Origin of the sequence: Pantoea allii (assembly GCF_002307475.1) — a bacterium.
GTDB lineage: Bacteria > Pseudomonadota > Gammaproteobacteria > Enterobacterales > Enterobacteriaceae > Pantoea > Pantoea allii.
Map to the genome: position 1 here is coordinate 411,723 of NZ_NTMH01000040.1, position 24,822 is coordinate 436,544.

General features: G+C 55.5%; 23 protein-coding genes. 20 read left to right on the plus strand and 3 right to left on the minus strand.

The window, feature by feature from the left end; all coding sequences use genetic code 11:
- Position 1 precedes the first annotated feature (1 nt).
- The 14 genes from pabC (at position 2) to CMR03_RS19165 (ending at position 12,607) form a co-directional block, all read left to right on the plus strand.
- Entirely contained in the window at positions 2-814 is an 813-nt protein-coding gene (gene pabC, locus CMR03_RS19100) for an aminodeoxychorismate lyase (RefSeq protein ID WP_128604122.1), read from the plus strand.
- Positions 814-1,833 carry a cell division protein YceG gene (gene yceG / locus CMR03_RS19105; RefSeq protein WP_096012337.1) on the plus strand — a complete coding sequence of 340 codons (1,020 nt, stop codon included), beginning with the start codon at positions 814-816 and terminating at the stop codon, positions 1,831-1,833. Before pabC ends, yceG begins: the two co-directional genes overlap by 1 nt.
- Complete coding sequence (gene tmk, locus CMR03_RS19110; protein ID WP_063879083.1) at positions 1,823-2,458, plus strand: dTMP kinase; 636 nt, start codon at positions 1,823-1,825, stop codon at positions 2,456-2,458. Before yceG ends, tmk begins: the two co-directional genes overlap by 11 nt.
- Positions 2,455-3,444, plus strand: a complete 990-nt coding sequence (holB, locus tag CMR03_RS19115; protein WP_063879084.1) for a DNA polymerase III subunit delta' — start codon at positions 2,455-2,457, stop codon at positions 3,442-3,444. Before tmk ends, holB begins: the two co-directional genes overlap by 4 nt.
- A gap of 15 nt (positions 3,445-3,459) precedes the next feature.
- Positions 3,460-4,257, plus strand: a complete 798-nt coding sequence (locus CMR03_RS19120; RefSeq protein ID WP_096012338.1) for a metal-dependent hydrolase — start codon at positions 3,460-3,462, stop codon at positions 4,255-4,257.
- 282 nt (positions 4,258-4,539) lie between these two features.
- Positions 4,540-5,976 (plus strand): PTS glucose transporter subunit IIBC, encoded by a 1,437-nt coding sequence (gene ptsG / locus CMR03_RS19125; RefSeq protein WP_096012339.1) that lies wholly within the window; start codon positions 4,540-4,542, stop codon positions 5,974-5,976.
- A 473-nt stretch (positions 5,977-6,449) separates the two neighbouring features.
- Complete coding sequence (gene hinT / locus CMR03_RS19130) at positions 6,450-6,800, plus strand: purine nucleoside phosphoramidase (RefSeq protein WP_063879087.1); 351 nt, start codon at positions 6,450-6,452, stop codon at positions 6,798-6,800.
- A 20-nt stretch (positions 6,801-6,820) separates the two neighbouring features.
- On the plus strand, positions 6,821-7,192 hold the full coding sequence (locus tag CMR03_RS19135; RefSeq protein ID WP_063879088.1) for a YcfL family putative periplasmic lipoprotein: 372 nt from the start codon (positions 6,821-6,823) through the stop codon (positions 7,190-7,192).
- Positions 7,193-7,202: 10 nt separating this feature from the next.
- Positions 7,203-7,799, plus strand: a complete 597-nt coding sequence (lpoB, locus tag CMR03_RS19140) for a penicillin-binding protein activator LpoB (protein WP_063879089.1) — start codon at positions 7,203-7,205, stop codon at positions 7,797-7,799.
- Positions 7,783-8,595 carry a thiamine kinase gene (gene thiK, locus CMR03_RS19145; protein WP_063879090.1) on the plus strand — a complete coding sequence of 271 codons (813 nt, stop codon included), beginning with the start codon at positions 7,783-7,785 and terminating at the stop codon, positions 8,593-8,595. The genes lpoB and thiK overlap by 17 nt, the downstream gene beginning before the upstream one ends.
- A 31-nt stretch (positions 8,596-8,626) precedes the next feature.
- Positions 8,627-9,667 carry a beta-N-acetylhexosaminidase gene (nagZ, locus tag CMR03_RS19150; RefSeq protein ID WP_063879091.1) on the plus strand — a complete coding sequence of 347 codons (1,041 nt, stop codon included), beginning with the start codon at positions 8,627-8,629 and terminating at the stop codon, positions 9,665-9,667.
- 51 nt (positions 9,668-9,718) lie between these two features.
- The gene (gene ycfP / locus CMR03_RS19155) at positions 9,719-10,261 is read left to right on the plus strand and encodes an alpha/beta hydrolase YcfP (RefSeq protein WP_063879092.1); all 543 of its coding nucleotides are present in this window, start codon (positions 9,719-9,721) and stop codon (positions 10,259-10,261) included.
- 211 nt (positions 10,262-10,472) lie between these two features.
- Positions 10,473-11,777: an NAD(P)/FAD-dependent oxidoreductase gene (locus tag CMR03_RS19160; RefSeq protein ID WP_074181004.1), complete on the plus strand. Its 1,305-nt coding sequence runs from the start codon at positions 10,473-10,475 to the stop codon at positions 11,775-11,777.
- 287 nt (positions 11,778-12,064) lie between these two features.
- On the plus strand, positions 12,065-12,607 hold the full coding sequence (locus tag CMR03_RS19165; RefSeq protein WP_063879093.1) for a glycine zipper 2TM domain-containing protein: 543 nt from the start codon (positions 12,065-12,067) through the stop codon (positions 12,605-12,607).
- 208 nt (positions 12,608-12,815) lie between these two features.
- On the opposite strand, the gene CMR03_RS19170 is transcribed toward CMR03_RS19165, so the two are convergent.
- Entirely contained in the window at positions 12,816-13,247 is a 432-nt protein-coding gene (locus CMR03_RS19170; protein WP_244181397.1) for a MarR family winged helix-turn-helix transcriptional regulator, read from the minus strand.
- A gap of 108 nt (positions 13,248-13,355) precedes the next feature.
- On the opposite strand from CMR03_RS19170, the gene CMR03_RS19175 reads away from it, so the two are divergent.
- Complete coding sequence (locus tag CMR03_RS19175) at positions 13,356-13,823, plus strand: carboxymuconolactone decarboxylase family protein (protein ID WP_096012341.1); 468 nt, start codon at positions 13,356-13,358, stop codon at positions 13,821-13,823.
- A 146-nt stretch (positions 13,824-13,969) separates the two neighbouring features.
- Here CMR03_RS19175 and mfd read toward each other — a convergent pair whose 3' ends face one another.
- Positions 13,970-17,419: a transcription-repair coupling factor gene (gene mfd, locus CMR03_RS19180; protein WP_096012342.1), complete on the minus strand. Its 3,450-nt coding sequence runs from the start codon at positions 17,417-17,419 to the stop codon at positions 13,970-13,972.
- Between the two features lie 408 nt (positions 17,420-17,827).
- On the opposite strand from mfd, the gene lolC reads away from it, so the two are divergent.
- The 5 genes from lolC (at position 17,828) to pepT (ending at position 23,585) form a co-directional block, all read left to right on the plus strand.
- On the plus strand, positions 17,828-19,027 hold the full coding sequence (lolC, locus tag CMR03_RS19185; protein WP_096012343.1) for a lipoprotein-releasing ABC transporter permease subunit LolC: 1,200 nt from the start codon (positions 17,828-17,830) through the stop codon (positions 19,025-19,027).
- A complete protein-coding gene (gene lolD, locus CMR03_RS19190) occupies positions 19,020-19,724 on the plus strand; it encodes a lipoprotein-releasing ABC transporter ATP-binding protein LolD (RefSeq protein WP_063879098.1) in 705 nt (234 codons plus the stop codon). The genes lolC and lolD overlap by 8 nt, the downstream gene beginning before the upstream one ends.
- Positions 19,724-20,968: a lipoprotein-releasing ABC transporter permease subunit LolE gene (gene lolE / locus CMR03_RS19195; RefSeq protein ID WP_063879099.1), complete on the plus strand. Its 1,245-nt coding sequence runs from the start codon at positions 19,724-19,726 to the stop codon at positions 20,966-20,968. Before lolD ends, lolE begins: the two co-directional genes overlap by 1 nt.
- A gap of 146 nt (positions 20,969-21,114) precedes the next feature.
- Positions 21,115-21,948: a Sir2 family NAD+-dependent deacetylase gene (gene cobB / locus CMR03_RS19200; RefSeq protein WP_096012344.1), complete on the plus strand. Its 834-nt coding sequence runs from the start codon at positions 21,115-21,117 to the stop codon at positions 21,946-21,948.
- Positions 21,949-22,355: 407 nt separating this feature from the next.
- On the plus strand, positions 22,356-23,585 hold the full coding sequence (gene pepT / locus CMR03_RS19205) for a peptidase T (protein WP_096012345.1): 1,230 nt from the start codon (positions 22,356-22,358) through the stop codon (positions 23,583-23,585).
- A 67-nt stretch (positions 23,586-23,652) separates the two neighbouring features.
- On the opposite strand, the gene CMR03_RS19210 is transcribed toward pepT, so the two are convergent.
- On the minus strand, positions 23,653-24,777 hold the full coding sequence (locus CMR03_RS19210; RefSeq protein WP_063879102.1) for a ribosomal protein uL16 3-hydroxylase: 1,125 nt from the start codon (positions 24,775-24,777) through the stop codon (positions 23,653-23,655).
- Positions 24,778-24,822: the final 45 nt, after the last annotated feature.

Below are 24,822 nucleotides of genomic sequence, written 5' to 3' on the forward strand. Positions count from 1 at the left end.
AATGTGGATAAACGGCACTGAACAACCCCATCTGGCGGCCAGCGATCGCGCCGTACAGTTTGGCGACGGCTGCTTTACCACCGCCGCCGTCTGCCAGGGCAAAATCGTCCTGTTTGACATGCATATGCAGCGGTTGCAGCAAAGCTGTGAACGGTTGTGGCTGAGTGGTGTTGACTGGTCTGCGCTGGCGCAGGAGATGCAACAGGCGGCGAGCGGACATGACAGGGCAGTGCTTAAAGTCATCCTCAGCGCCGGCAGCGGTGGGCGCGGCTACAGCCGCACAGGCTGTAGCGGCCCCACGCGAATCGTCTCGGTATCCGCCTGGCCAGCGCATTATGCAAGGTTACAGCAAACCGGCGTCAAACTGGCCGTCAGCCCGGTACGTCTGGCTCGGCAGCCACAGTTTGCCGGTCTTAAGCACCTGAACCGATTGGAGCAGGTGATGATTCGTGCCCATCTTGAGCAGACAGACGCTGATGAGGCGCTGGTGCTTGACACTGAAGGTTGGGTGGTGGAATGCTGTGCGGCTAATTTATTCTGGCGAAGCGGCGGTACGCTTTTTACTCCGGCGCTGGATCAGGCGGGCGTTGACGGCATTATGCGGCGGAGTCTGATAGCGGAAATGCGTGCCGCAGGCCAAATTTGTCAGGTGGTACAGGCGGGATTAGCGCAGCTACTGGCAGCTGATGAAATCGTCATATGCAATGCGCTGATGCCGGTATTATCCGTTCGACAACTTGATGCGGTGGAATTCAACCAGCGCACCTTGTTTAACCAGCTACAGGCAAGCTGTAGAAAGATAATGGAAGCATAATGAGCCGAAGCAAAAAAATATTGGTGAGCGTGCTGGTCATCCTGCTCATCGCGGCAGCCGTAAGCTACTGGCAGGTGAAACAACTCGCTGCCAGCCGCTTAACCCTTTCCCAGGAACAGATCTATACGTTGCCGGCAGGGACCGGTCGCGTCGCCTTAGAAGCGCAGCTGGAAAGCCAGCACATCATTCCTCACAGCATCTGGTTTGGTGCATTGCTTAAACTTGAGCCAGAGCTGGCCAAATTTAAAGCCGGAACCTATCGCCTTGAGCCGTCGATGACGGTACGCAGCTCGCTGGAGCTACTGGCCAGCGGTAAAGAGGCGCAATTCCCGCTACGCTTTGTTGAAGGTCAGCGTTTGCAAGAGTGGCTGAGTGAATTACGCAAAGCGCCCTATGTGAAACATACGCTGCAGGACGACAAGTACGCGACCGTTGCCAGCACGCTCAAGCTGGACGAAAACGAACTCGAAGGCAGCTTCTTCCCGGACACGTACCTTTATACCGCCAATACCAGCGATGTCGCCTTACTGGAACGCGCGCATCAACGGATGAAAAAGGCTATTGATGAAGTCTGGCAGGGCCGGATGGATAACCTGCCGTATAAAAATGAGCAGGAGATGGTCACTATGGCGTCGATTATCGAAAAAGAGACTGGCGTCAGCGAAGAGCGGGCCAAAGTGGCCTCTGTGTTTATTAATCGTCTGCGCGTGGGGATGCGTTTACAAACCGATCCTACCGTGATCTACGGCATGGGAGCGGCCTATACTGGCACGCTGACGCGTAAAGATCTGGAGACGCCGTCGCCGTACAATACCTATATCATCAGTGGCCTGCCGCCGGGCCCCATCGCGATGCCAGGCAAAGCTTCCTTAATCGCGGCCGCCCATCCTGAAAAAACCGACTATCTCTATTTTGTTGCGGATGGCAAAGGTGGGCATACCTTCACCACTAATCTTGCCAGCCACAACAAGGCCGTGCAGGCCTACCGGCTTGAGTTAAAGGAAAAAAATGGACAGTAAGTTTATCGTTATTGAGGGCCTGGAAGGCGCAGGGAAAACCACAGCGCGCGATGCGGTTGTCGCAACACTGCGCGCCAGTGGCATAGAGGACATTGTCTTTACCCGCGAACCCGGTGGCACACCGCTGGCAGAACAGCTGCGCGTGCTGGTCAAGCAGGGCATAGCGGGCGAGCAGGTCACCGATAAAGCGGAACTGTTGATGCTTTATGCCGCGCGCGTACAGCTGGTGGAAACGGTGATTAAACCCGCACTGGCGCGCGGTGCCTGGGTGGTAGGGGACCGCCACGATCTCTCGTCCCAGGCTTACCAGGGCGGTGGTCGCGGGCTGGATGCCGAACTGATGCGTACCTTACGTGATACGGTGCTGGGGGATTTTCGTCCTGACCTGACGCTGTATCTTGATGTCACGCCGGAAACCGGATTACAGCGTGCCCGCGCTCGCGGGGAATTAGATCGGATTGAGCAGGAGTCACTGCGCTTTTTTGAACGCACACGTGATCGCTATCTGGCGCTGGCTGCTGCGGACGACAGCATCCTGACGATCGATGCTACCCAGCCGCTTGAGCAGGTGACCCGCGCGCTGCAATCCACCCTGACGGCCTGGCTGGCGGAACAGCAGGCATGAACTGGTATCCCTGGCTAAATCAGCCTTATCGCCAGGTGATTGGTCAGCATCAGGATGGCCGTGCCCATCACGCGCTGTTAGTTAAGGCGATTGATGGCATGGGTGATGACGCGCTGGTGTGGGGAATAAGCCGCTGGCTGATGTGTCTGCATCGTGACGGATTAAAAAGCTGTGGCCACTGCCATGGCTGCCAACTGATGCAGGCAAATACCCATCCTGACTGGTACCGGTTGGAAGCAGAAAAAGGCAAAGCCACATTGGGCATTGATGCCGTGCGGCAGGTAACGGAAAAAATGTATCACTATGCGCAGCAGGGCGGGGCCAAAGTGGTATGGCTACCGGATGCGGCACAGCTCAGTGAAGCGGCGGCCAATGCCTTACTGAAAACCCTGGAAGAGCCGCCAGCGAATAGCTGGTTTTTTTTAAGCAGCCGGGAACCGTCCCGCCTGCTGGCCACGCTACGAAGCCGCTGCATGGTGCTGACGTTGCCACCGCCGGACGAAAACGTGAGTCTGGCCTGGCTCAGAAAGCAAGGCGCGCATGATGAGGCGAACTTACTGGCGGCGCTGCGACTGAGCGCCGGTGCACCCGGTGCGGCGCTGGCCCTGCTGGAGGACGGACTCTGGCAGGCACGGCAAAAACTCTGCGATTCCCTGGCGAGTGCCCTGCAACAGGACATTCTGCAATTGCTGCCAGCGTTGAACGCTGACAACGGTGCGGCGCGTATCGGCTGGCTGCTGTCATTAATACTGGATGCGATGAAATGGCAACAGGGCGCGAGCCAGTGGCTCACCAACGTGGATCGCCAGGACGTGGTGGCGATGCTGGCGCAGCATTTCTCGCAAACGGCGCTCAATAACAGCGCCCATGACTGGATGCGCTGCCGTGAAACGTTGTTACAGGTTACGGCAGTGAATCGTGAACTCCTGTTAACTGACCGGTTACTGAGCTGGGCGGACCATCTGAAGCCCCACGTACCTGGCTAATTTACTGAGAAAAATATGTTTATTGTTGATTCCCATTGTCATCTCGATGGCCTGGATTATGAAAAAAACCATCACGATCTCGATGATGTTATTGCCAAAGCGGCGGCGCGTGACGTCCGGTTTATGCTGGCGATTGCCACGACCTTACCCGGCTTTAGCACCCTGAAAGCGCTGGTAGGCGAGCGTGAAAATATCGCGCTCTCCTGCGGCGTGCATCCGCTGAACCAGGAAGCGCCGTATGATGTCGAGTTATTCCGTCGTCTGGCCGCCGACCCTCAGGTGGTTGCGCTGGGCGAAACCGGGCTGGATTACTACTATCAGCAGGAAACCAAAGCGCAGCAGCAGCGATCGTTTCGTGAACACATCCGTACCGGGATTGCGCTGAACAAGCCCATTATCGTGCATACGCGTGATGCACGTGAAGACACGCTGGCCATCCTGAAGGAAGAACAGGTCGAACGTTGTGGCGGTGTACTACACTGTTTTACGGAAGATCAGGCGACAGCGGCAAAGCTGCTGGATATGGGTTTCTACATCTCCTTCTCAGGCATTGTTACTTTCCGCAATGCAGAGCAGATTCGTGACGCGGCGCGCTATGTACCGCTCGATCGCATTCTGGTCGAAACGGATTCCCCTTATCTGGCCCCCGTGCCGTACCGGGGTAAAGAGAACCAGCCTGCTTACACGCGAGATGTTGCTGACTATGTAGCGGTGCTAAAGGGCGTGGACATTGAAACCTTAGCGGCAACCACCACACAGAACTTCTCTGAGCTGTTTCATATTCCAATGAGCCGCCTGACCAGCGCATCCTGATTTATTTCAGGTGCTGTAATAAATACGAAATATTATTGGTTGACCCTGTTTTTTTTATACAGGGTCAATTTTTTTGCCTGAAAAATACTCAATAAAATCACTATTGTTACGTGCTTTAGCGTTCTGATTTGCGAAACGTGATAGCCGTCAAAGTAACGAAGGGTAATTTATTTTACCCTTCGTAATAAATCAAAATGGCGGATAACGCCAACCGGTAAAGCACCTCCCTCTTTACCACGCGCGCTGCGCGAAAAACGCACACATACTCAGGAGTTTCACGCTATGTTTAAAAACGCTTTTGCCAACTTACAAAAAGTTGGTAAATCGCTAATGCTACCGGTATCGGTTCTGCCGATCGCCGGTATTTTATTAGGTGTGGGTTCAGCCAATTTCATCTGGTTACCTGCGGTGGTCTCGCAGGTCATGGCGGAAGCGGGTGGATCGGTCTTTGCCAATATGCCCCTGATTTTTGCCATTGGTGTGGCACTGGGCTTTACCAACAACGACGGGGTTTCAGCCCTGGCCGCGGTTGTCGCTTACGGCATCATGGTGAAAACCATGGCGGTGGTAGCACCTTTAGTGCTGCATCTTCCTGCGGCGGAAATTGAGGCGAAACACCTTGCCGATACCGGGGTGCTGGGCGGCATCATTGCCGGCTCCATTGCCGCGTATATGTTCAACCGTTTCTATCGCATCAAGTTGCCTGAATATCTGGGCTTCTTTGCCGGTAAGCGCTTTGTACCGATTATCTCCGGTCTGGCGGCGATTGCGATGGGTCTGGTGCTGTCGTTTATCTGGCCTCCGGTCGGTTCCGCGATTCAGGACTTCTCCCAGTGGGCGGCGTACCAAAACCCGGTTGTGGCATTTGGTATTTACGGTGTAGTTGAGCGTGCGCTGGTGCCATTTGGTCTGCACCATATCTGGAACGTTCCCTTCCAGATGCAGATTGGTGAGTACACCAATGCCGCAGGTCAGGTATTCCACGGTGATATCCCACGCTATATGGCGGGTGATCCGACTGCGGGTAAACTTTCCGGTGGCTTCCTGTTCAAAATGTACGGCCTGCCTGCCGCGGCGATTGCAATCTGGCATTCCGCCAAACCTGAGAACCGTGCCAAAGTGGGCGGTATCATGATCTCCGCTGCGCTGACCTCGTTCCTGACCGGTATTACCGAGCCAATCGAGTTCTCGTTCATGTTCGTTGCGCCAATCCTGTATGTCATTCACGCGCTTCTGGCAGGTCTGGCATTCCCTATCTGTATCCTGCTCGGTATGCGTGATGGCACCAGCTTCTCGCACGGTCTGATCGACTTTATCGTCCTCAGTGGTAACAGCAGCAAAATCTGGCTGTTCCCTATCGTCGGTATGATTTATGCCGCAATTTACTACACCGTTTTCCGTGTCCTGATTGTTAAGCTGGACCTTAAAACGCCAGGACGTGAAGACAGCGCAAGCGAACAGTCTTCTTCAGCGACCGGCGGTGAAATGGCGGGCAAACTGGTGGCTGCATTCGGTGGTAAAGAGAACATTACTAACCTTGACGCCTGTATCACGCGTCTGCGCGTCAGCGTCGCCGATGTGAGCAAAGTGGATCAAACTGAACTGAAAAACCTCGGTGCGCGTGGCGTCGTGGTGGCAGGTTCAGGTGTTCAGGCGATTTTCGGCACAAAATCCGACAACCTGAAAACCGATATGGATGATTACATCCGTAGTATGTAAAAAGGCATAGCGCCGTTTTGCACCGCGAGAACCGCGTTGAGTCACTGCTCAACGCGGTTTTTTTTGCCATTTGGAAGCGCGACAGATCTGAAAGAAGGCCGTGCTAACCGGCTCTCAGAGGCATCAGAGGGCTTCGCGAGTCACAAATTTTGCCGTGGTCTGCAATAGCTGGTCCGATAACAGTTGCAAATTTGCGGTCGCCGTCGCTGTTTCTTCCACCCGCGCCGCATTTTGCTGTGTATCGCTGTCCATCTGCGCGACAGCAATAAGCGGCCAGGCAGGCAATAAAAGAAAGTGTGAAAATTAGGGCGGAAGGCGGCGAGAAAAGGGGGGGAATAGTTTTCGCGCCCAGGCAAACCGCGGAATGCGTTAAACACAGCCAGTTGGTATAAGAAAAAACAGCCTGAGGTTGAAAGAAAACGAATTTCTCCCGCATACTGAGGTATTACCCTCCAGGCTAAAGGAATTGCTCTATGGCTGAAGAAACGATTTTCAGTAAAATTATCCGTCGTGAAATTCCCGCCGACGTGGTGTATCAGGATGAACTGGTCACGGCCTTCCGTGATATTTCACCTCAGGCGCCCACGCATATCTTGATTGTGCCCAATATTCTGATTCCGACCGCCAATGATGTTGAGGCGGCACACGAGCAGGCACTGGGAAGGATGTTCACGGCTGCCGCGAAGATAGCCCGTGAAGAAGGCATTGACGAGCAGGGCTATCGCCTGATCGTTAACTGCAATAAACATGGCGGTCAGGAAGTTTACCATATCCACATGCATCTGGTGGGCGGCAAGCCGCTTGGCCCGATGCTGTCACACTGATCCCTTAAGGGAACCTTGCTATGCGTTCATGGTTGATCTGCCTGCCTGTTGTGCTGCTGAGCCTTACCGGTTGCAGCAGCGATAAACCGATGATTAATACGTCGCAGTCGCTGGTGATGGAGTCCTCGGTGCTCTCGGCGGGCATTATTACTGACGAGCCGACGCTGGATGACCACGACGGTCAGAAACGCGCCAGCAGCGTACTTTACAATCAGCGTGAAACGCCGGTGGTTGTGCATTATCGTTATTACTGGTACGACGACAAAGGGCTTGAAATAACGCCGCGTGAACCCGCACAGATCGTCACGGTTCCCCCGAACGGAAGCATTGCTGCCGTCTCGCAACTGGGTAACCTGACGGCCAGCAAGGTTCGTCTCTATATCTATCTCTGAGGACTGTTACGTGATTCGCAGTGTTAATCGTACTGGCGCGCTGTTGATGGCGCTTATTCTTTCTGGCTGCGTGCTAAAACAGCAGCAACCTGCACCCGTTGAACCCACTCAGCCTGTGGAGCCGGTTCAGCCTGTTCCTCAGCCGGAACAACCGGTACAACAACCGCAACCTGTTCCACAACCGCCTAAGCTGGTGACCATTAACTGGGATGCCAGCGTTGAGCCGTTGGTTGCGCAGATGGTTCGTGCCGCCACCGTTACACCGGGCAGCGTGTTACTGGTCGATCGCATCAAAAACAGCACCAATGGTGCGTTGCAGGGTGAAAAGGCAACGAACGCTATTCAGAACGCGCTGAATAACAACGGTAAGTTCAGCCTGGTGTCATCAGAACAACTGGCGCAGGCGAAACAAACGCTGGGGCTGTCGCCGGACGACAGCCTGAACTCGCGCAGTAAAGCGATTGGCCTGGCCCGTAACCTGAACGCACAGTACGTGCTGTACAGCACGGCGAAGGGCGATGTAAAAGCACCGACCTTACAGATGCAGCTCATGCTGGTACAGACGGGCGAAATTATCTGGTCTGGTGACGGTGTCGCCCAGAATTAATGCGGCGTTTCTGCAACTGATCACGGCAACTATCGGTGAGCAACAGGTCACTGTAACGCCGTTAGCGGGATTAACCGGGCAGAGCTGTCACATCGTCACCCAGCAGGGACGACGTCTTCTCCGTCCGGCGCCACAGCCGCCGATACCTTTTGTTAATCGCCAGCGCGAAGGGCGGCTACTGCGTAAATTACGGCCCAGCGGTCTGGTGCAGGCTCCGCTGGCAGCCAACCGCCATGGCATTATTCTGCCATGGCAGGAGGGAGAGGTCATGAGCGATGCCGGGTTTCGTGCCGGGCGGCGTCAGGTCCTTGCGCTACTGCAACAGCTTCATCAGCAGCCGCTCACCGGTTATCGTTTATCTCTGTTGCCCTTGCTCTGGCAATACTGGCAGCGTTGCCAGCAGCGACATCATCGCTGGCTGCGTCAGCTACAACGGCTAACGCAGCAAGGCGAGCCGCGGCCATTACGGCTTGCTCCTCTGCATATGGACGTGCATCCCGCTAACCTGATTCAGTCAGAACAGGGGCTGCACCTCATTGACTGGGAATATGCCGCAGACGGCGATGTGGCGCTTGAGCTGGCCGCCGTCTGTTTGTCGGACCCGACTCAACAGATCTACTGGCTGCGTGACTATGCGGCGCTCATGCAGTTACCGCTGGCCTCACTGCAGCGGCAGGTTTCACGCTGGCAGCCCTGGCTGCATCTGTTAATGGCCAGTTGGTATCAACTGCGCGCTGAACAGAGTGGCGATGAGCATTTACAACAGCTGGCTCAACAGAGCTGGTCACAGATTTAACGGCGTTACGCCGAGAGACAGGATTCAGGTTATGACAACACGTTTTCCCGGCCCCTTAATGCTGGACGTTGAAGGTTTCGAACTGGATGCGGAAGAGCGCGAGATCCTCCGCCATCCGCTGGTGGGGGGACTGATATTATTCGCCCGTAACTATCACGATCCCGCTCAGTTGGCGGAACTGGTGCGTCAGATTCGTGCGGCCTCGCACACACGTCTGGTGGTGGCGGTGGACCAGGAAGGCGGACGCGTACAGCGTTTTCGTGACGGTTTTACTCAATTGCCAGCCATGCAGTCTTTTGCGGCGCTCAATGATATGACCACGGCAGGCGAGCTGGCTCAGCAGGCTGGCTGGCAGATGGCGGCCGAAATGATCGCCATGGATATTGATATCAGCTTTGCCCCGGTGCTGGACATCGGCCATATCAGCGCCGCCATCGGCGACCGCGCCTTCCATGAAGATCCGGCTATTGCGCTGGCGATGGCGCGACGTTTTATTGCCGGTATGCATGAGGCGGGGATGAAAACCACCGGGAAGCATTTTCCCGGTCACGGGGCGGTCAGCGCAGATTCCCATAAAGAGACGCCGCGTGATGACCGCAGTGAAGCCGTACTGCGTGAGCACGACATGGCGATATTCCGCACGCTGATTAGTGAACAGGCGCTGGACGCCATTATGCCCGCGCATGTGATCTATACAGAAGCCGATCCGCTGCCTGCCAGCGGCTCGCCTTACTGGCTGAAAACGGTGCTACGTCAGGAGCTGGGTTTCAAGGGCGTGATTTTCTCTGACGATCTCTCAATGGAAGGCGCGGCGGTAATGGGCAGCTATGCTGAACGTGCACAGCAGTCGCTGTCTGCTGGCTGCGACATGATTCTGGTCTGTAACGATCGCCAGGGCGCGGTGAGCGTAATGGATAATTTGACCTTGATCGAGGCGGAACCGGTTGTGCAGTTGTACCATCGGGGCACCTTTAGCCGGGACAGCCTGAAGGCCAGTAGCCGCTGGAAACACAATGCACAGCAGTTGAGTGCACTGCAGGAACGCTGGCTGGCGCATAAAGCAGCCTTGTAACGCCAGGCGGTAAACACAGGTTGCCCGGCATGATGACCCTTAAGGATAACCATGATTATTTATCTCCACGGTTTTGACTCCTCAAGTCCGGGCAACCATGAAAAAGTGCTGCAACTGCAGTTTATTGACCCCGATGTCAGGCTCATTAGTTACAGTACGCGTCATCCCAAACATGACATGCAGTTTCTGCTCAAAGAAACCGATAAAATCCTCAGCCTGAGCGATGACCCAAGCCCGCTTATCTGTGGTGTCGGACTGGGCGGATACTGGTCAGAGCGGATTGGTTTTTTATGTGCGATTCGCCAGGCCGTTTTCAATCCCAATCTGTTCCCGCATGAAAACATGGAAGGCAAAATAGACCGGCCGGAAGAGTACCAGGATATCGCCACCAAGTGCGTGAGTGACTTTCGTGAACGCAACCGTGACCGCTGCCTGACGATTTTATCCCGCCATGATGAGCTTCTCGACAGCCAGCGCACCGCTGCCTTGTTAGATCCTTACTATCCGATTGTCTGGGACGAAAGCGAAAGCCACAAGTTCCGCAACATCTCGCCGCATCTGCAACGTCTGAAAGCCTTCAAAACTGCGGATTAACGTATCAGGCACCCAGGCGGTGCCCGATCGCCTGACCGGTTCTGCCAGGAACTGTCTGCTAAATTTGATGTACATCAATTTTCTGAGGCTCCGCTCTGCCCGCCATGCTATTCTGCCTGCAGATAGCGAAATTATGTCGCCAACCCTATGTTTATTAAGGTTTAATTTAACCATTGATTAACTTTTGGTTCACAATTTAAGGGGGTCTTTGTTGACTACATCTGTTAAGAAAATTGTTATTGTGGGCGGTGGTGCCGGCGGCCTGGAAATGGCCACGCAGTTAGGGCATAAGCTGGGACGTAAAAAGAAAGCCGAGATTATCCTGGTCGACCGTAACCACAGCCATCTGTGGAAGCCGCTGCTGCACGAAGTGGCGACCGGATCAATGGATGAAGGCATTGATGCCCTGAGCTATCTGGCGCATGCCCGTAACCACGGTTTTCAGTTCCAACTGGGCTCGTTGACCAACATCAACCGTGAGAAAAAAGTCATCCAGTTGGCCGAAGTCGTCAACGCTCAGGGCGAAGTGTTAGTGCCTGAGCGCGAGCTAGCTTACGACACGTTAGTGATGGCGCTGGGCAGTACCTCAAACGACTTCGGCACGCCGGGCGTTAAAGATCACTGCATCTTCCTCGACAGCCCCCAGCAGGCGCACCGTTTCCATAATGAAATGCTCAACCTGTTCCTGAAATTCTCTGCCAGCGAAGGTGCGGTAGAGAAGGTTAACATTGCCATTGTCGGCGGAGGCGCAACCGGCGTTGAACTCTCGGCAGAACTGCACAATGCGGTTAAGCAACTGCACAGCTACGGCTACAAAGCGCTGGGCAGTGAGGCGCTGAACGTCACGCTGGTGGAAGCGGGCGAACGTATTCTGCCAGCCCTGCCGCCGCGCATTTCGTCCGCGGCACATCAGGAGCTGTCCAAACTTGGCGTGCGCGTAATGACACAAACGATGGTGACCAGCGCGGAAAAGTTGGGCCTGAATACCAAAAGCGGCGAGTTTATCGAAGCGGACTTAATGGTCTGGGCGGCGGGCATAAAAGCCCCTGACTTTATGAAAGCGATCGGCGGACTGGAAACCAACCGCATCAACCAGCTGGTGGTGAAAGAGACGCTCCAGACCACCCTGGATGAAGATATCTACGCTATCGGCGATTGCGCCTCCTGCGCCTTACCCGGTGGGGGATTTGTGCCGCCGCGCGCCCAGTCCGCTCATCAGATGGCTTCCTGTGCGCTGCATAACATCCTGTTGCAGTATCAGGGCAAGCCACTTAAAGCGTATGTCTACAAAGACCATGGTTCGCTGGTGTCCCTGTCACGCTTTAGCACCGTTGGAAGTCTGATGGGGAATCTGATGCGAGGTTCCATGATGATAGAAGGGCGCATTGCCCGGTTCGTCTATATCTCTCTCTACCGTATGCACCAGGTGGCGTTGCACGGTTATATCAAAACCGGGCTGATGATGGTGGTAGGCAGCCTTAACCGGGTCATTCGTCCCCGTTTGAAACTTCACTAAACGCACCAGTAAGATTGTATTTAACCCGCTGATTTCACTATTAACTTTCCTGAAAATAATGAAATCAGCGCGGTATTTTAGCCTCTATCGACTGCTCAGAACTCTCCTAAAAGGTGGCACTAAGCCCTCCTGCACGATTTTCTTCCCATTATCTGATATTGCAAAAGCTTTACATCTGTAAAACTTATCTCAACCAAACGGCGAGTCGCGCACGTCGGTTCTGCCAGAGCTGTAAGGGATATCCCAGCGGCAGGAATGCGCGGTAACACTTTCAGGAGGAACTTCCTGTGAATAAATCAATGTTAGCGGGTATCGGTATTGGCGTGGCAGCGGCACTGGGTGTTGCCGCCGTAGCAAGCATTAACGTGTTTGATCGCGGTCCTCAATACGCACAGGTGCTGTCAGCAACACCTATTAAAGAATCGATTAAACAACCGCGTCAGGAGTGTCGTAACGTGACGCTGACGCACCGTCGTCCGGTTCAGGATGAAAACCGTATCGCCGGTTCAGTACTGGGTGCGGTAGCCGGTGGTGTTCTGGGCCATCAGCTTGGCGGTGGTCGTGGACGCGACGTCGCAACGGTAGCCGGTGCGCTTGCGGGCGGTTATGCGGGCAACCAGGTTCAGAGCGGTATGCAGGATCGTGATACTTACACGACCTCTGAACAGCGTTGTAAAACCGTATACGACAAACAAGAAAAAATGCTGGGCTATGACGTCACCTACAAGATCGGCGACCAGCAGGGTAAAATCCGGATGGAAAACGATCCCGGTACGCGTATCCCGGTAGACCGTAACGGACAGTTAATCCTGAACGGCGATAAAGCATAAGGGACAAGGGCAAAGATTGCCGCATTGCGGTCACACAGCACAGTATGAAACCCAAAAGCGCATCCCTGGATGCGCTTTTTTTATGGCTGAGGATTTTACGTTAACCGAAAAGGTTGCCTGATTCGCCAGCCTCACGGCGCGTTAAAAAACCGTTGCCAGCACGGTTCTGCGATAAGTCGAAGCGGGATCAGCCGGGATAACACAGCTTTCACTCCTCTTTAGTCGGCAAGGTCGCAACATTAACCAGCCAGCGCCGCACGGCCACCTCATCCTCATGGGACAACCCGGACAGCAAACCGGCCTCTGCCGACTGCACGGCGGCTTTACTGCGTGCCAGCACCTGCAATCCGTCATCCGTAAGACCAATGATCTGGATTCGGCCATGCTCGTCGTGAGGACGACGGTGGATCATGCCTGCCCGCTCAAGGTTGCTGACAATCACACTCATTGTCTGCGGCGTCAGTAGCGACAGCCGGGCCAGTTCCGCGCCCGATGCGCCCGGATAGGCGGCGAGCATGGTCAGTACCGAAAACTGGGGCAGGGTAAGGCCGGTGGCTTTTAAGGCATTTTCCATCCGTATCTTGTGAACAGCATGTGCCTGGCGGAGCAGGTAGCCAATGTGGCCTTTCGTGCCTCGCATACCTTCTCCGGGGCCTGGCAGCGGCAGATTGTGCGATCCTGACTTGCGCATAATATAAGAACTCTTATATTGTTGTTCGAGTTCTTATATTAACAGACAGGATTATTTATGACATCGCATTCTCACAACCGAAGTGACTGGTCCACGTTTGAGCGGGCGGCGCCGGAAGTTGTCGCTGCCCTGAGCATGCTGGGCAAGGCGGTTGACAACGCTGGCCTGGATAAGTCATTGACTGAATTGATTAAGCTCCGGGCGTCACAGCTTAATGGCTGTGCCTTTTGCCTGCAGTTTCATCTCAACATAGCGCGTAAAACAGGGCTGGCTGCGGCTAAAATCGATCTGGTGGCAACCTGGCGTGATGCAGGCATTTACACCGAGCGTGAAGCGGCGGCGCTGGCATGGACCGAGGCGTTAACCCTCATGTCACAGCAGCCGGTGCCGGACGCGTTGTACAATAACCTCAGCACCCTGTTTACACCGCAGGAGGTGATGTTCCTGACCTCGGCAATTGGGGCCATCAATGCCTGGAACCGTATCGCAGGTGCGCTGCAGTTTGCCCCGCCGCTGGCCCGATAAAGAAGATTCGGGCAGCGCCTCACACGCGCAATTTCTGTGAAAGCCGCACAGGCTTAATAATTACGCGGGAATTCAGGCAAAAAAAAGCCGCCTTTCATTAAGGCGGCTTTATGCACGCACTGCGGTGCTGTTCGCCATGTGGCGGGCTAGGAGGCGATACGGTTTTCCATTAGCTGGGACATAAACGACTGCACCCACTCCATCCGCACCTTGCGTTCTGCCAGTTCACGGGTGAAGCGCAGGCGCGTCGGGCCTTCAAGCTTCCACTGCCGCGCATCTTTTTGCAGCAGGCCGATCAGCCAGGCCGGGTCCACGCAGTTCTGCGGCGCGAAATCGAAATAGCCACCTTTATCGCTGGCTTCGATTTTACGCACGCCAAGGGCCTTGGCTTTCATTCGCAATACGGCAATATCCAGCAGATTACGGGCCGGATCGGGCAGCAGCCCGAAGCGGTCAATCATTTCTACCTTCAGCTCCTGCAACTCATCTTCTGCTTCGGCACTGGCAATGCGTTTATACAGTGACAGGCGAGTGTTGACGTCCGGAATAAAGTCTTCCGGCAGCAGCGCGGGCATCCGCAATTCGACTTCCGTCTGGTTGCTGGTGAGATCTTCCAGTGACGGTTCCCGGCCCGCTTTCAGGGCATCAACCGCATTTTCCAGCAGTTCCATATAGAGTGAAAAGCCCAGGGTTTCCATCTGACCACTTTGCTCTTCACCCAACAGTTCCCCGGCACCACGAATTTCCAGATCGTGCGTGGCCAGTGCAAAGCCTGCGCCCAGATCCTCCAGTGATGCGATGGCTTCCAGACGTTTTTGCGCGTCGGTTGTCATGGCTTTTGGGTGCGGGGTCAGCAGCCAGGCATAAGCCTGATGGTGTGAGCGGCCTACGCGCCCGCGCAACTGGTGCAGCTGCGCCAGCCCGAAGTGGTCAGCACGCTCAATCACAATGGTATTGGCGGTTGGGATATCAATACCGGTTTCAATGATGGTGGTACACACCAGGACATTGAAACGCTGATGATGGAAGTCGTTCATCACCCGCTCCAGGTCGCGCTCGCGCATTTGCCCATGACCGATGGCAACCCGTGCTTCTGGCACCAGTTCCGCCAGCCGCTGAGCGGCTTTCTCAATATTTTCGACATCGTTATACAGGTAATAAACCTGCCCGCCGCGCAGGACTTCACGCAGAATCGCCTCACGGATGACCAGATCGTCATATTCCCGCACAAAGGTTTTTACCGCGAGCCGGCGCGCGGGCGGTGTGGCGATAATTGACAGATCGCGCATCCCGCTCATCGCCATATTCAGCGTACGCGGAATGGGCGTGGCGGTCAGCGTCAGGATATCGACATCGGCGCGCATCGCCTTAATGCGTTCTTTGTGGCGAACGCCGAACCGATGCTCCTCGTCCACAATCAGCAGGCCCAGATCGTGCCACTTGATATCGCTCATCAGCAGCTTATGGGTGCCGATAAGAATATCAATCTTGCCTTCGCTGGCGTCCTGCAATATCTGATTCTGCTCTTTGGCGCTGCGGAAGCGGGACAGCATTTCGATACGCACGGGCCAGTTGGCGAAACGGTCGCGGAAGTTATCATAGTGCTGCTGCGCCAGCAGCGTGGTCGGCACCAGCACGGCAACCTGCTTATTGTTTTCCACAGCCAGGAAGGCGGCACGCATAGCCACTTCCGTTTTACCGAAGCCCACATCGCCGCACACCAGACGATCCATCGCCAGCGGCTGGCACATATCGCTCAGCACGGCATTGATAGCCTGGGCCTGGTCGGGCGTGGTTTCAAACGGGAAGCTTTCGCAGAAGAGCTGGTACTGCTCGCGGTCGTGCTTAAACGCATAGCCGGTTTTTGCCGCGCGCTGCGCGTAAATATCCAGCAGCTCGGCGGCGACGTCACGCACTTTCTCGGCGGCTTTCTGGCGGGCGCGTGACCAGGCATCACTGCCCAGCTTATGCAGCGGCGCGTTTTCATCGGCACCGCCCGCATAGCGGCTGATTAAGTGCAGCGAGGAAACCGGCACATACAGCTTGGCATCGTTGGCGTAGGAGAGCATCAGGTACTCCGCCTGTATGCCGCCCGCTTCCAGCGTGGTCATGCCGATATAGCGCCCCACGCCATGCTCAAGGTGCACCACCGGTTGACCGGGGTGCAGCTCCGCAAGGTTGCGGATCAATATGTCCGGATTAATGGTGCGACGCGTATCCTGACGGCGACGGATGATGCGCTCGCCCAACAGATCGCTTTCACAAATCAGCGCCAGGTTGCCTTGTGTATCCACAAAGCCACGCTCGCTGGCACCGATCATCAGGGTATGCTGCCCAGCGCTGACTTCATTCAGATGATGAATCGGCTTGGGGCGCACTTTAATCCGCGCCAGTAGCTCTTGCAGGCTTTCGCGGCGACCTTCGCTTTCCACGGAGAACACCACACCGCCGCTGAACTGCTCCAGGAACTGGCGCAGGTTATCCAGCGGGGCTTTCGCCTGCGCCTGAACCGATAAATCCGGCAGGGATTCATAACCAAGGTTGGTATTGGCGGCTTTCGCTGGCAGAACGTCGTGGGTCATACGGATGCGCGGCCAGGCTTTCAGCTCACCCATTAATGCATCCGGGCGCAGCCACAACGTGGCAGGCTCAAGTAGCGGACGCATGGGATCAACACGGCGATTTTCATAGCGCGCGTTGGCATCATTCCAGAATCGTTCTGCACCGCCTTCCAGATCACCACAGTTAACAATCAGGGTGTTGTCGGGCAAATAGCTAAACAACGAAGGTAAAGGCTGTTCAAAGAACAGCGGTTGCCAGTACTCGATACCGGCGGGCAGGGTGCCTTTGCTCACCTGCTGATAAACATGCTCGGCCTCACGGCGCACATCAAAAATTTCACGCCAGCGGCTGCGGAACAGCTCAATGGCGTTCTTATCGCTGGGAAATTCATGGGCCGGCAGCAGATTAATCGCGGGAACGGCTTCCAGCGTGCGCTGGCTGTCGACGTCAAACAGGCGCAGGCTGTCGATTTCGTCATCGAAGAAATCAATGCGGTAAGGTTGCTCGCTGCCCATTGGGAACAGATCGAGTAAAGCACCACGGGTTGCGTACTCACCGTGCTCCATCACCTGATCCACATGGCGATAACCCGCCTGCTCAAGCTGATCGCGCAGGCGATCGCGTGACAGTTTCTGGCCCTGTTGCATGACCAGTGCATGACCGTGCAGGTAGCTGTGCGGACAAACGCGCTGCATCAGCGTGTTCACCGGCATAATCAGCATGCCGCGCTGCAGGGTGGGCAGTTGGTACAGGGTGGAAAGGCGTGCCGAAATGATGTCCTGATGCGGCGAGAAGCTGTCGTAGGGCAGCGTCTCCCAGTCCGCGAGATGCGCGACCGGCAAGTCGGTAAACTGACGGATCTCGTCCAGCAGATGCAGGGCGGTTTGTGTATCGGGTGTGATCATTAACACCGGACCAGTATGGCGCTCGGTAATGCTGGCACACTCAACCGCGTGCGCAGCGCCAGTCAGCTGGCCGAGCTGGCGGTGATCGCCAGATTTCACGGGCAGGGTATAGCGAGTCGGTTCGGACATGAGATCTCGAGGTTGCTCCATTTTTACCAGGGCGTAATCATTCCATAATACGCCATGGGGATCACCTCTGCGGGAGATTTTTTCTACCGCTTCGCCTTAAAGCAGGCGTGACTAAAGGGTTGCTGTGTGTAAATCTTTTTTGCGAACAACGTTCGCAGGAAAGTCAAACGGGTACATCAGAGTAACGTTCATTGCCGTCATCTCTTTACGGTAATGATTATATCGGCTCTTACGCTGCATCATCGTACGATTAACATCATCTTTATAGGCTAATCCTGTGCATCAACCCGCTGATAACCTATTCTGATACAACTTTGCAGCAGACTCAGAGGGTTAGAGGTTTCATAAAGTGAGCCGCTCCTTTATCATCCTCTCTACTTATTTTCCAGCAACTGTACATTGGATTCCATGTATCAACCTGTCGCGCTATTTATCGGTCTGCGCTACATGCGCGGAAGAGCTGCAGACCGTTTCGGTCGCTTTGTCTCCTGGCTCTCCACCATTGGTATCACGCTTGGCGTGCTGGCAATGATTACTGTGCTGTCTGTGATGAATGGTTTCGAGCGAGAGCTTGAGGGCAACATCCTGGGCCTGATGCCGCAGGCGCTGGTGACCAGCGACAAAGGCAGCATTACTCCTCAACAATTCCCGGCATCCGACCTGAAGCTTAAGGGGATTAACCGCATTGCGCCGTTAACCACGGCGAACGTGGTGTTGCAAAGCTCACACAGCGTTTCGGTTGGCGTGATGTTAGGCATTCAGCCGGATGAAAAAGATCCGCTGACGCCTTACCTCGTGAACACGCAGCAAAGCGTGCTACAGCCGGGGCAATACAAGGTGATTCTGGGTGAACAGCTGGCCGCGCAACTGGGCGTCAAACGGGGTGACATGCTGCGCTTGATGGTGCCGTCCGTCAGTCAGTTTACACCGATGGGCCGGGTACCGAGCCAGCGTCTGTTTACCGTTGCCGGAACCTATGCGGCTAACAGTGAAGTCGATGGTTACCAGATTCTGGTTAATCAGCAGGATGCCTCACGCATCATGCGTTATCCGGCGGGGAACATTACGGGCTGGCGGCTGTGGCTGGATAAACCGTTACAGGTTGACAGCGTCACTCAGCAGGCCTTACCGCCTGGCATGGTGTGGAAGGACTGGCGCGAACGCAAAGGGGACCTGTTCCAGGCCGTGCGCATGGAGAAAAATATGATGGGGCTGCTGCTGAGCCTGATCATTGCCGTTGCCGCCTTTAACATTATTACCTCGCTGGGCCTGCTGATTATGGAGAAGCAGGGCGAAGTCGCTATCCTGCAAACGCAGGGATTAACCCGCCGTCAGATTGTCGCCGTCTTTATGGTGCAGGGTGCCAGCGCCGGCATCATCGGCACGCTGCTCGGTGCGCTGCTTGGCGTGCTGTTAGCCAGCCAGCTTAATCATCTGATGCCGGTCATTGGCCTGTTCCTGGATGGCGCGGCGCTGCCCGTCGATATCAATGTGTGGCAGGTCGTCACTATCGCCTTTAGTGCAATGATTATTGCGCTGCTTTCTACGCTTTACCCTTCATGGCGCGCTGCCGCCGTCCAACCCGCTGAGGCTTTACGCTATGAGTAACTCTCCTTTGTTGCAGTGCCGTGACCTGTGCAAACGCTATCAGGAAGGCAGCGTGCAGACCGACGTGCTGCGCAATGTGACCTTTGATGTGCAACCCGGTGAACTGATGGCGATTGTCGGCAGTTCGGGTTCAGGGAAAAGTACCTTGTTGCACCTGCTGGGCGGGCTGGATGCGCCCACCTCGGGCGAAGTGGTGTTTGACGGTCGCTCACTGAACGGTATGTCATCGTCTGCCAAAGCGGAGCTGCGCAACCGCGAACTCGGGTTTATCTATCAGTTCCACCATCTGCTGCCGGACTTTACCGCGCTGGAAAATGTCGCGATGCCGTTACTGATTGGCAAAGTGACCAAAGGCGAAGCGCAAACCCGCGCGCGGGAGATGCTGGCGGCCGTGGGGCTGGAACATCGCGCGGCGCATCGCCCGTCAGAACTTTCCGGGGGAGAACGCCAGCGCGTGGCTATCGCCCGGGCACTGGTTAACCGCCCGCGCCTGGTCATGGCCGATGAGCCGACCGGTAACCTGGATGCCCGTAACGCCGATGCTATTTTCGAACTCTTAGGTGAGTTGAATGTGCGTCAGGGAACCGCGTTTCTGGTGGTGACGCACGATCTGCATCTGGCGAAACGCATGTCGCGGCAGATGGAGATGCGTGACGGTCAGTTAAGCGACCGGATCATCCTTGCAGGAGCTGTCTGATGGGATCGTCGTTATCGCTGCTGTTGGGGCTGCGTTTTAGCCGTGGCCGCCGTCGGGGAGGAATGGTTTCACTGATCTCCGTTATTTCAACCATCGGGATTGCGCTGGGCGTGGCGGTATTGATCATTGGTCTCAGCGCCATGAACGGATTTGAGCGTGAGCTAAACAAGCGCATTCTGGCCGTCGTGCCGCACGGTGAAATCGAAGCCGTCAATCAGCCTTTTCAGCGCTGGCAGTCGATGATTGCGCCCATTGAGCAGGTTCCCGGCATTGCGGCAGCAGCACCCTACATTAACTTTACCGGACTGATTGAAAGTGGCGCAAAGATGGAAGCGCTGCAGGTTAAAGGGGTTGATCCCGCGCAGGAGCCGCGTTTAAGCGCGCTTCCGCAGTTTGTCACTGACAATGCCTGGTCGACCTTTGCGCCGGGTAAAAAGCAAATCATCCTGGGTGGTGGCATTGCGCAGGCGCTTAACGTCAAGCAGGGCGACTGGATCACCATCATGATTCCGAACAATGATGGCGATAATAAGCTCCTGCAGCCCAAGCGTATCCGGCTGCAGGTCAGCGGCATTCTGCAGCTGAGCGGCATGTTGGATCACAGCCTGGCCTTAGTGCCGCTTGCTGACGCACAGCAATATCTGGATATGGGCGACAGCGTCACCGGCATTGCCCTGAAAATGAACGATCCCTTCCAGGCGTCAAAACTGGTACGGGCGGCCGGAGAAGTGACGCACTCTTACGTCTATATCAAAAGCTGGATTGGCACCTACGGCTATATGTACCGCGATATCCAAATGATTCGCGCCATCATGTATCTGGCGATGGTGCTGGTGATTGGCGTTGCCTGTTTCAACATCGTTTCCACGCTGGTTATGGCGGTGAAAGACAAGAGCAGCGACATTGCCGTACTGCGCACGCTGGGTGCCAAAGACGGGCTGATCCGCGCCATTTTTATCTGGTACGGCCTGCTGGCAGGCTTACTGGGTAGCGTAAGCGGTGTGGTGGTCGGCGTGCTGGTGGCGCTCAACCTCACTTCGCTGATGAAAGGGCTGGAATCCCTGACCGGTCACCATTTGTTAGCGGGCGATATCTACTTCATCGACTTCCTGCCGTCTGAATTACACTGGCTGGACGTGTTTTCGGTGCTGATTACCGCTATTGTGCTAAGCCTGCTGGCGAGTTGGTATCCGGCGCGGCGCGCCAGTCGTATCGATCCCGCTCGCGTGCTGAGCGGACAGTAAGCGCGTCATGCGGCACCCCGGGCGTCGCATGACTGATCCGCGCTGACAGCAGGGCGAATTAACGTTACACCGATCACCGGGCCCGATTGCCCTAAATATATTGACCCGCGGTGGCTTTTTTTTTTGCGACCGCACCAGGAGACTTTATGCGTACACCTCGTCGCCGTTTACGACTTGCCCGCCTGAAGAAAACGCGCCGGAAAGTGCATCAGCGCTTTCGTCAGCGTATTTTCGAACGCGATCGCCAGGCCGAGCTGGCGGCGCACCCGTTGCCGCGAATCGTTGTCTTAACGGGTGCTGGGATATCTGCAGAATCGGGCATCAACACGTTTCGTGCCGCCGACGGATTGTGGGAAGAACACCGGGTTGAAGATGTCGCCACGCCAGAAGGCTTCCGGCGCGATCCGGCCCTGGTCCAGCGTTTTTATAACGCTCGCCGCCAGCAGTTACAGCAGCCGGAAATTCAACCCAATGCCGCCCATCTGGCGCTGGCCGAGCTGGAGCAGGTGTTGGGCGATAACTTTCTGCTGGTCACGCAGAATATCGATAATTTGCACGAGCGCGCGGGCAACAGCCGCGTGCTGCATATGCACGGTGAACTGTTAAAAGTGCGCTGTGCCAGCAGTGGTCAGGTTATCGACTGGCAGGAAGATGTGACGCCAGACGATCGCTGCACCTGCTGTCAGTTTCCCTCGATGCTGCGTCCGCACGTCGTCTGGTTTGGTGAAATGCCGCTCGGCATGGAAGCGATCTACCAGGCGCTGGAGCAGGCGAACCTGTTTATCGCCATTGGCACCTCGGGTCATGTCTATCCGGCCGCCGGGTTTGTCCACGAGGCAAAACTGCAGGGCGCCCATACGGTAGAGCTGAACCTGGAGCCCAGCCTGGTTGGCAATGAATTTGCCGAAAGTCACTATGGGCTGGCCAGCGACGTGGTGCCTGCCTTTGTACATAAACTGTTGCACGGGCTACACAAATAAAGCACCACGCCACGGAATAAACAGCGGACCGTTCGCCCGCTGTTTATTCCGTTTCCGGTAGCATTCCGTCATTCTCTGTTTTCCTGATCGCCTCAGCGATACCGCCATATCATGTTGTTATCGCTCGCGATGATTCGGTTTACGCCGTGCTTAACCTGTCCCTGTTCAGCTCACGTTCTGCCCGCGGTGCAACCGGCCCTGTTTTCGCACAGTTGGCACTCAACAGGCTGCGGCGAGGGAAAACCTGAGCAACGTGCCGCAAAAAAACAGCCATTGCAGGCTTTTTTATGCCCGTTGGCATTCTTAATTTGCCGCAGCAGGGCTAACCTGAACGATAATGATTTGACGCAACGCGACCTCTTGCCCGTCTGTTAATAATAATTGGCGGCAATTTTTAAGGATGATATATGAAGCAATTACTTGAACGCTTTTTGCGTTATGTGGCAGTGGAAACTCAGGCGAAACCTCAGGCGCGTCAGGTGCCCAGCAGCGAAGGGCAATGGATGCTGGCCCGTCAGCTGCAGGAAGAGCTACTGGCGTTGGGCTTTGTGGATGTGAGCCTGAGCGATCACTGCTGTGTGATGGGCACATTACCGGCAAACGTTGACTGGCCAACGCCGGTTATCGGTTTTATTTCACACATGGACACGTCGCCGGATTTCACCGCGAAAAATGTCAATCCGCAGATCATCGAAAATTACCGGGGCGGCGATATTGCGCTGGGGAATGGCGATGAAGTGCTGTCGCCGGTGATGTTTCCGGTATTGCATAAGTTGATCGGACACACGCTGATTACCACCGACGGTAAAACGCTGCTGGGTGCCGATGACAAAGCCGGTATTGCAGAGATTATGACGGCGATGGCGCGGCTGGCAGAAAGCGCTATTCCGCATGGTGCGATTCGAGTCGCCTTTACGCCGGACGAAGAAATTGGCCGTGGGACATCGCATTTCGATGTCGAAGGCTTTGCGGCTGACTGGGCTTATACCGTTGACGGCAGCGATGTGGGCGAGTTCGAATACGAAAACTTCAATGCCGCCTCGGCGTTGGTCAAAGTGGTCGGTAATAACGTCCACCCCGGCTCTGCTAAAAACGTGATGGTTAACGCGCTGGAGCTGGCAACCCGTTTCAATGCCGCGCTGCCTGCTGGCGAGAAACCGGAGTGCACGGACGGCTATGAGGGCTTCTTTCATTTGCACCAGATGAAAGGCACGGTCGAGCATGCTGAAATGCACTACATCATCCGTGACTTCGATACTGAAGCCTTCGAACAGCGCAAAAACACGCTGCAACAGGTGGCGGCTGACATTAACAAGGGATTACATCCGGACTGCTCTGTTACCGTGGAGATCAGCAACAGCTATCGCAACATGCGCGAAAAAGTCGAACCTTTCCCGCATATCATTGAGCTGGCGCTGCAGGCGATGCGCGACTGTGGCATCGAGCCGGTGGTGAAACCGATTCGTGGCGGCACAGACGGTTCGTCGCTGTCATGGAAAGGGCTACCTTGTCCTAACCTGTTTACCGGTGGCTACAACTATCACGGCAAACATGAATTTGCCTCGCTGAATATTATGGCGCAGTCGGTGGATGTGATTGTCCGTCTGGCCGAGCTGGCGGGACAGAAAAAAGCCTGAATAAAAAAGGCCGCGCTGTCCTGAATGGAACAATGCGGCCTTTACATCAGTCGTAACGGACGAGGGCTTATTCGGCGCTAAAAAACCAGTAACCGGCGTTCACCAGGCCAGCGATCTGTGCCAGCACGGCAGGATCGTCCAGCGCATCACCCAGATCCGCAAGGGCGATTTCATGGTTATGTGCCAGCACGGTCATCACGGCCGGGTGCGCGCACTCAACTCGTTCACCGTTGATATAAACGGCATTGCCCAGCGTCAGAACACGTAAGCCGCCAAGGCGAGACAGGACATCACCCTGCTGCAGCGCATCGTAAATCTCATCCGGCTGGTAAGGCGGTTCTGGCGGTGCCACGTCGAGTTCATGACGGGACTGTGAAATAAACTCACCTAACCATTGCTCAAAGTGTTCCGGCTGATTCACGACATCCAGCATCACCTTGCGCAGGCCTTCAACCTCCTGCGGCAGAATCAGCGACGGGCAATCACGCGTGGGCACATCCGGATCGCTGTAACGCAGGCTGCCCAGTTCATTGGCCAGCGCGTAATCGGCAAAGCCGCTAATCAGCTCACGCCCGCTTGGTGCGCGGAAACCGACCGAGTAATTCAGGGCATTTTCCAGCGAGTAGCCTTCATGCGGGAACCCCGGTGGAATATACAGAATATCGCCCGGTTCCATCTCTTCATCGATGATGGCGTCAAATGGCTCGACCTGAAGCAGGTCTGGATGAGGACAGTGCTGTTTCAGCGGCACTTTTTCCCCGACCCGCCAGCGGCGACGGCCGGTACCCTGAATGATAAAGACGTCATACTGGTCAAAGTGGGGGCCAACGCCACCGCCGGGTACCGAGAAGGAGATCATCAGATCGTCTAAACGCCAGTCCGGCAGAAAGCGGAAAGGACGCATCAGCGCGGCGGAAGGCTCATGCCAGTGATTCACCGCCTGTACCAGCAGTGACCAGTTGTTTTCACCGAGGTGATCATAACTTTCAAACGGACCGTGGCTGACCTGCCACTTGCCGTTTTGCTGGCTGACCAGACGGCTGTCGACCTCATTTTCCATGGCTAATCCCGCCAGTTCATCAGGCGAGAGGGGATCGATAAAGTTCTTGAAGCCACGCTTCAGCACCACCGGGCGCTTTTGCCAGTAACGCTGAATAAAATCGGGCCAGTTGAGATCGAGCTGATAATCCATAAAGAGATTCCGCTAAGGGCTGTAAATACCTGCCAGTATAACAGC

What these genes read in the sequence shown, in the direction of transcription:
- cobB (WP_096012344.1), top strand. Translation starts at nt 21,115, where the DNA reads ATGCGTACACCTCGTCGCCGTTTACGACTTGCCCGCCTGAAGAAAACG.
- tmk (WP_063879083.1), top strand. Translation starts at nt 1,823, where the DNA reads ATGGACAGTAAGTTTATCGTTATTGAGGGCCTGGAAGGCGCAGGGAAA.
- CMR03_RS19135 (WP_063879088.1), top strand. Translation starts at nt 6,821, where the DNA reads ATGCGTTCATGGTTGATCTGCCTGCCTGTTGTGCTGCTGAGCCTTACC.
- lolC (WP_096012343.1), top strand. Translation starts at nt 17,828, where the DNA reads ATGTATCAACCTGTCGCGCTATTTATCGGTCTGCGCTACATGCGCGGA.
- nagZ (WP_063879091.1), top strand. Translation starts at nt 8,627, where the DNA reads ATGACAACACGTTTTCCCGGCCCCTTAATGCTGGACGTTGAAGGTTTC.
- pabC (WP_128604122.1), top strand. Translation starts at nt 2, where the DNA reads ATGTGGATAAACGGCACTGAACAACCCCATCTGGCGGCCAGCGATCGC.
- CMR03_RS19170 (WP_244181397.1), bottom strand. Translation starts at nt 13,247, where the DNA reads ATGCGAGGCACGAAAGGCCACATTGGCTACCTGCTCCGCCAGGCACAT.
- yceG (WP_096012337.1), top strand. Translation starts at nt 814, where the DNA reads ATGAGCCGAAGCAAAAAAATATTGGTGAGCGTGCTGGTCATCCTGCTC.
- pepT (WP_096012345.1), top strand. Translation starts at nt 22,356, where the DNA reads ATGAAGCAATTACTTGAACGCTTTTTGCGTTATGTGGCAGTGGAAACT.
- holB (WP_063879084.1), top strand. Translation starts at nt 2,455, where the DNA reads ATGAACTGGTATCCCTGGCTAAATCAGCCTTATCGCCAGGTGATTGGT.
- lolE (WP_063879099.1), top strand. Translation starts at nt 19,724, where the DNA reads ATGGGATCGTCGTTATCGCTGCTGTTGGGGCTGCGTTTTAGCCGTGGC.
- CMR03_RS19120 (WP_096012338.1), top strand. Translation starts at nt 3,460, where the DNA reads ATGTTTATTGTTGATTCCCATTGTCATCTCGATGGCCTGGATTATGAA.
- hinT (WP_063879087.1), top strand. Translation starts at nt 6,450, where the DNA reads ATGGCTGAAGAAACGATTTTCAGTAAAATTATCCGTCGTGAAATTCCC.
- ycfP (WP_063879092.1), top strand. Translation starts at nt 9,719, where the DNA reads ATGATTATTTATCTCCACGGTTTTGACTCCTCAAGTCCGGGCAACCAT.
- mfd (WP_096012342.1), bottom strand. Translation starts at nt 17,419, where the DNA reads ATGTCCGAACCGACTCGCTATACCCTGCCCGTGAAATCTGGCGATCAC.
- CMR03_RS19210 (WP_063879102.1), bottom strand. Translation starts at nt 24,777, where the DNA reads ATGGATTATCAGCTCGATCTCAACTGGCCCGATTTTATTCAGCGTTAC.
- lolD (WP_063879098.1), top strand. Translation starts at nt 19,020, where the DNA reads ATGAGTAACTCTCCTTTGTTGCAGTGCCGTGACCTGTGCAAACGCTAT.
- ptsG (WP_096012339.1), top strand. Translation starts at nt 4,540, where the DNA reads ATGTTTAAAAACGCTTTTGCCAACTTACAAAAAGTTGGTAAATCGCTA.
- CMR03_RS19175 (WP_096012341.1), top strand. Translation starts at nt 13,356, where the DNA reads ATGACATCGCATTCTCACAACCGAAGTGACTGGTCCACGTTTGAGCGG.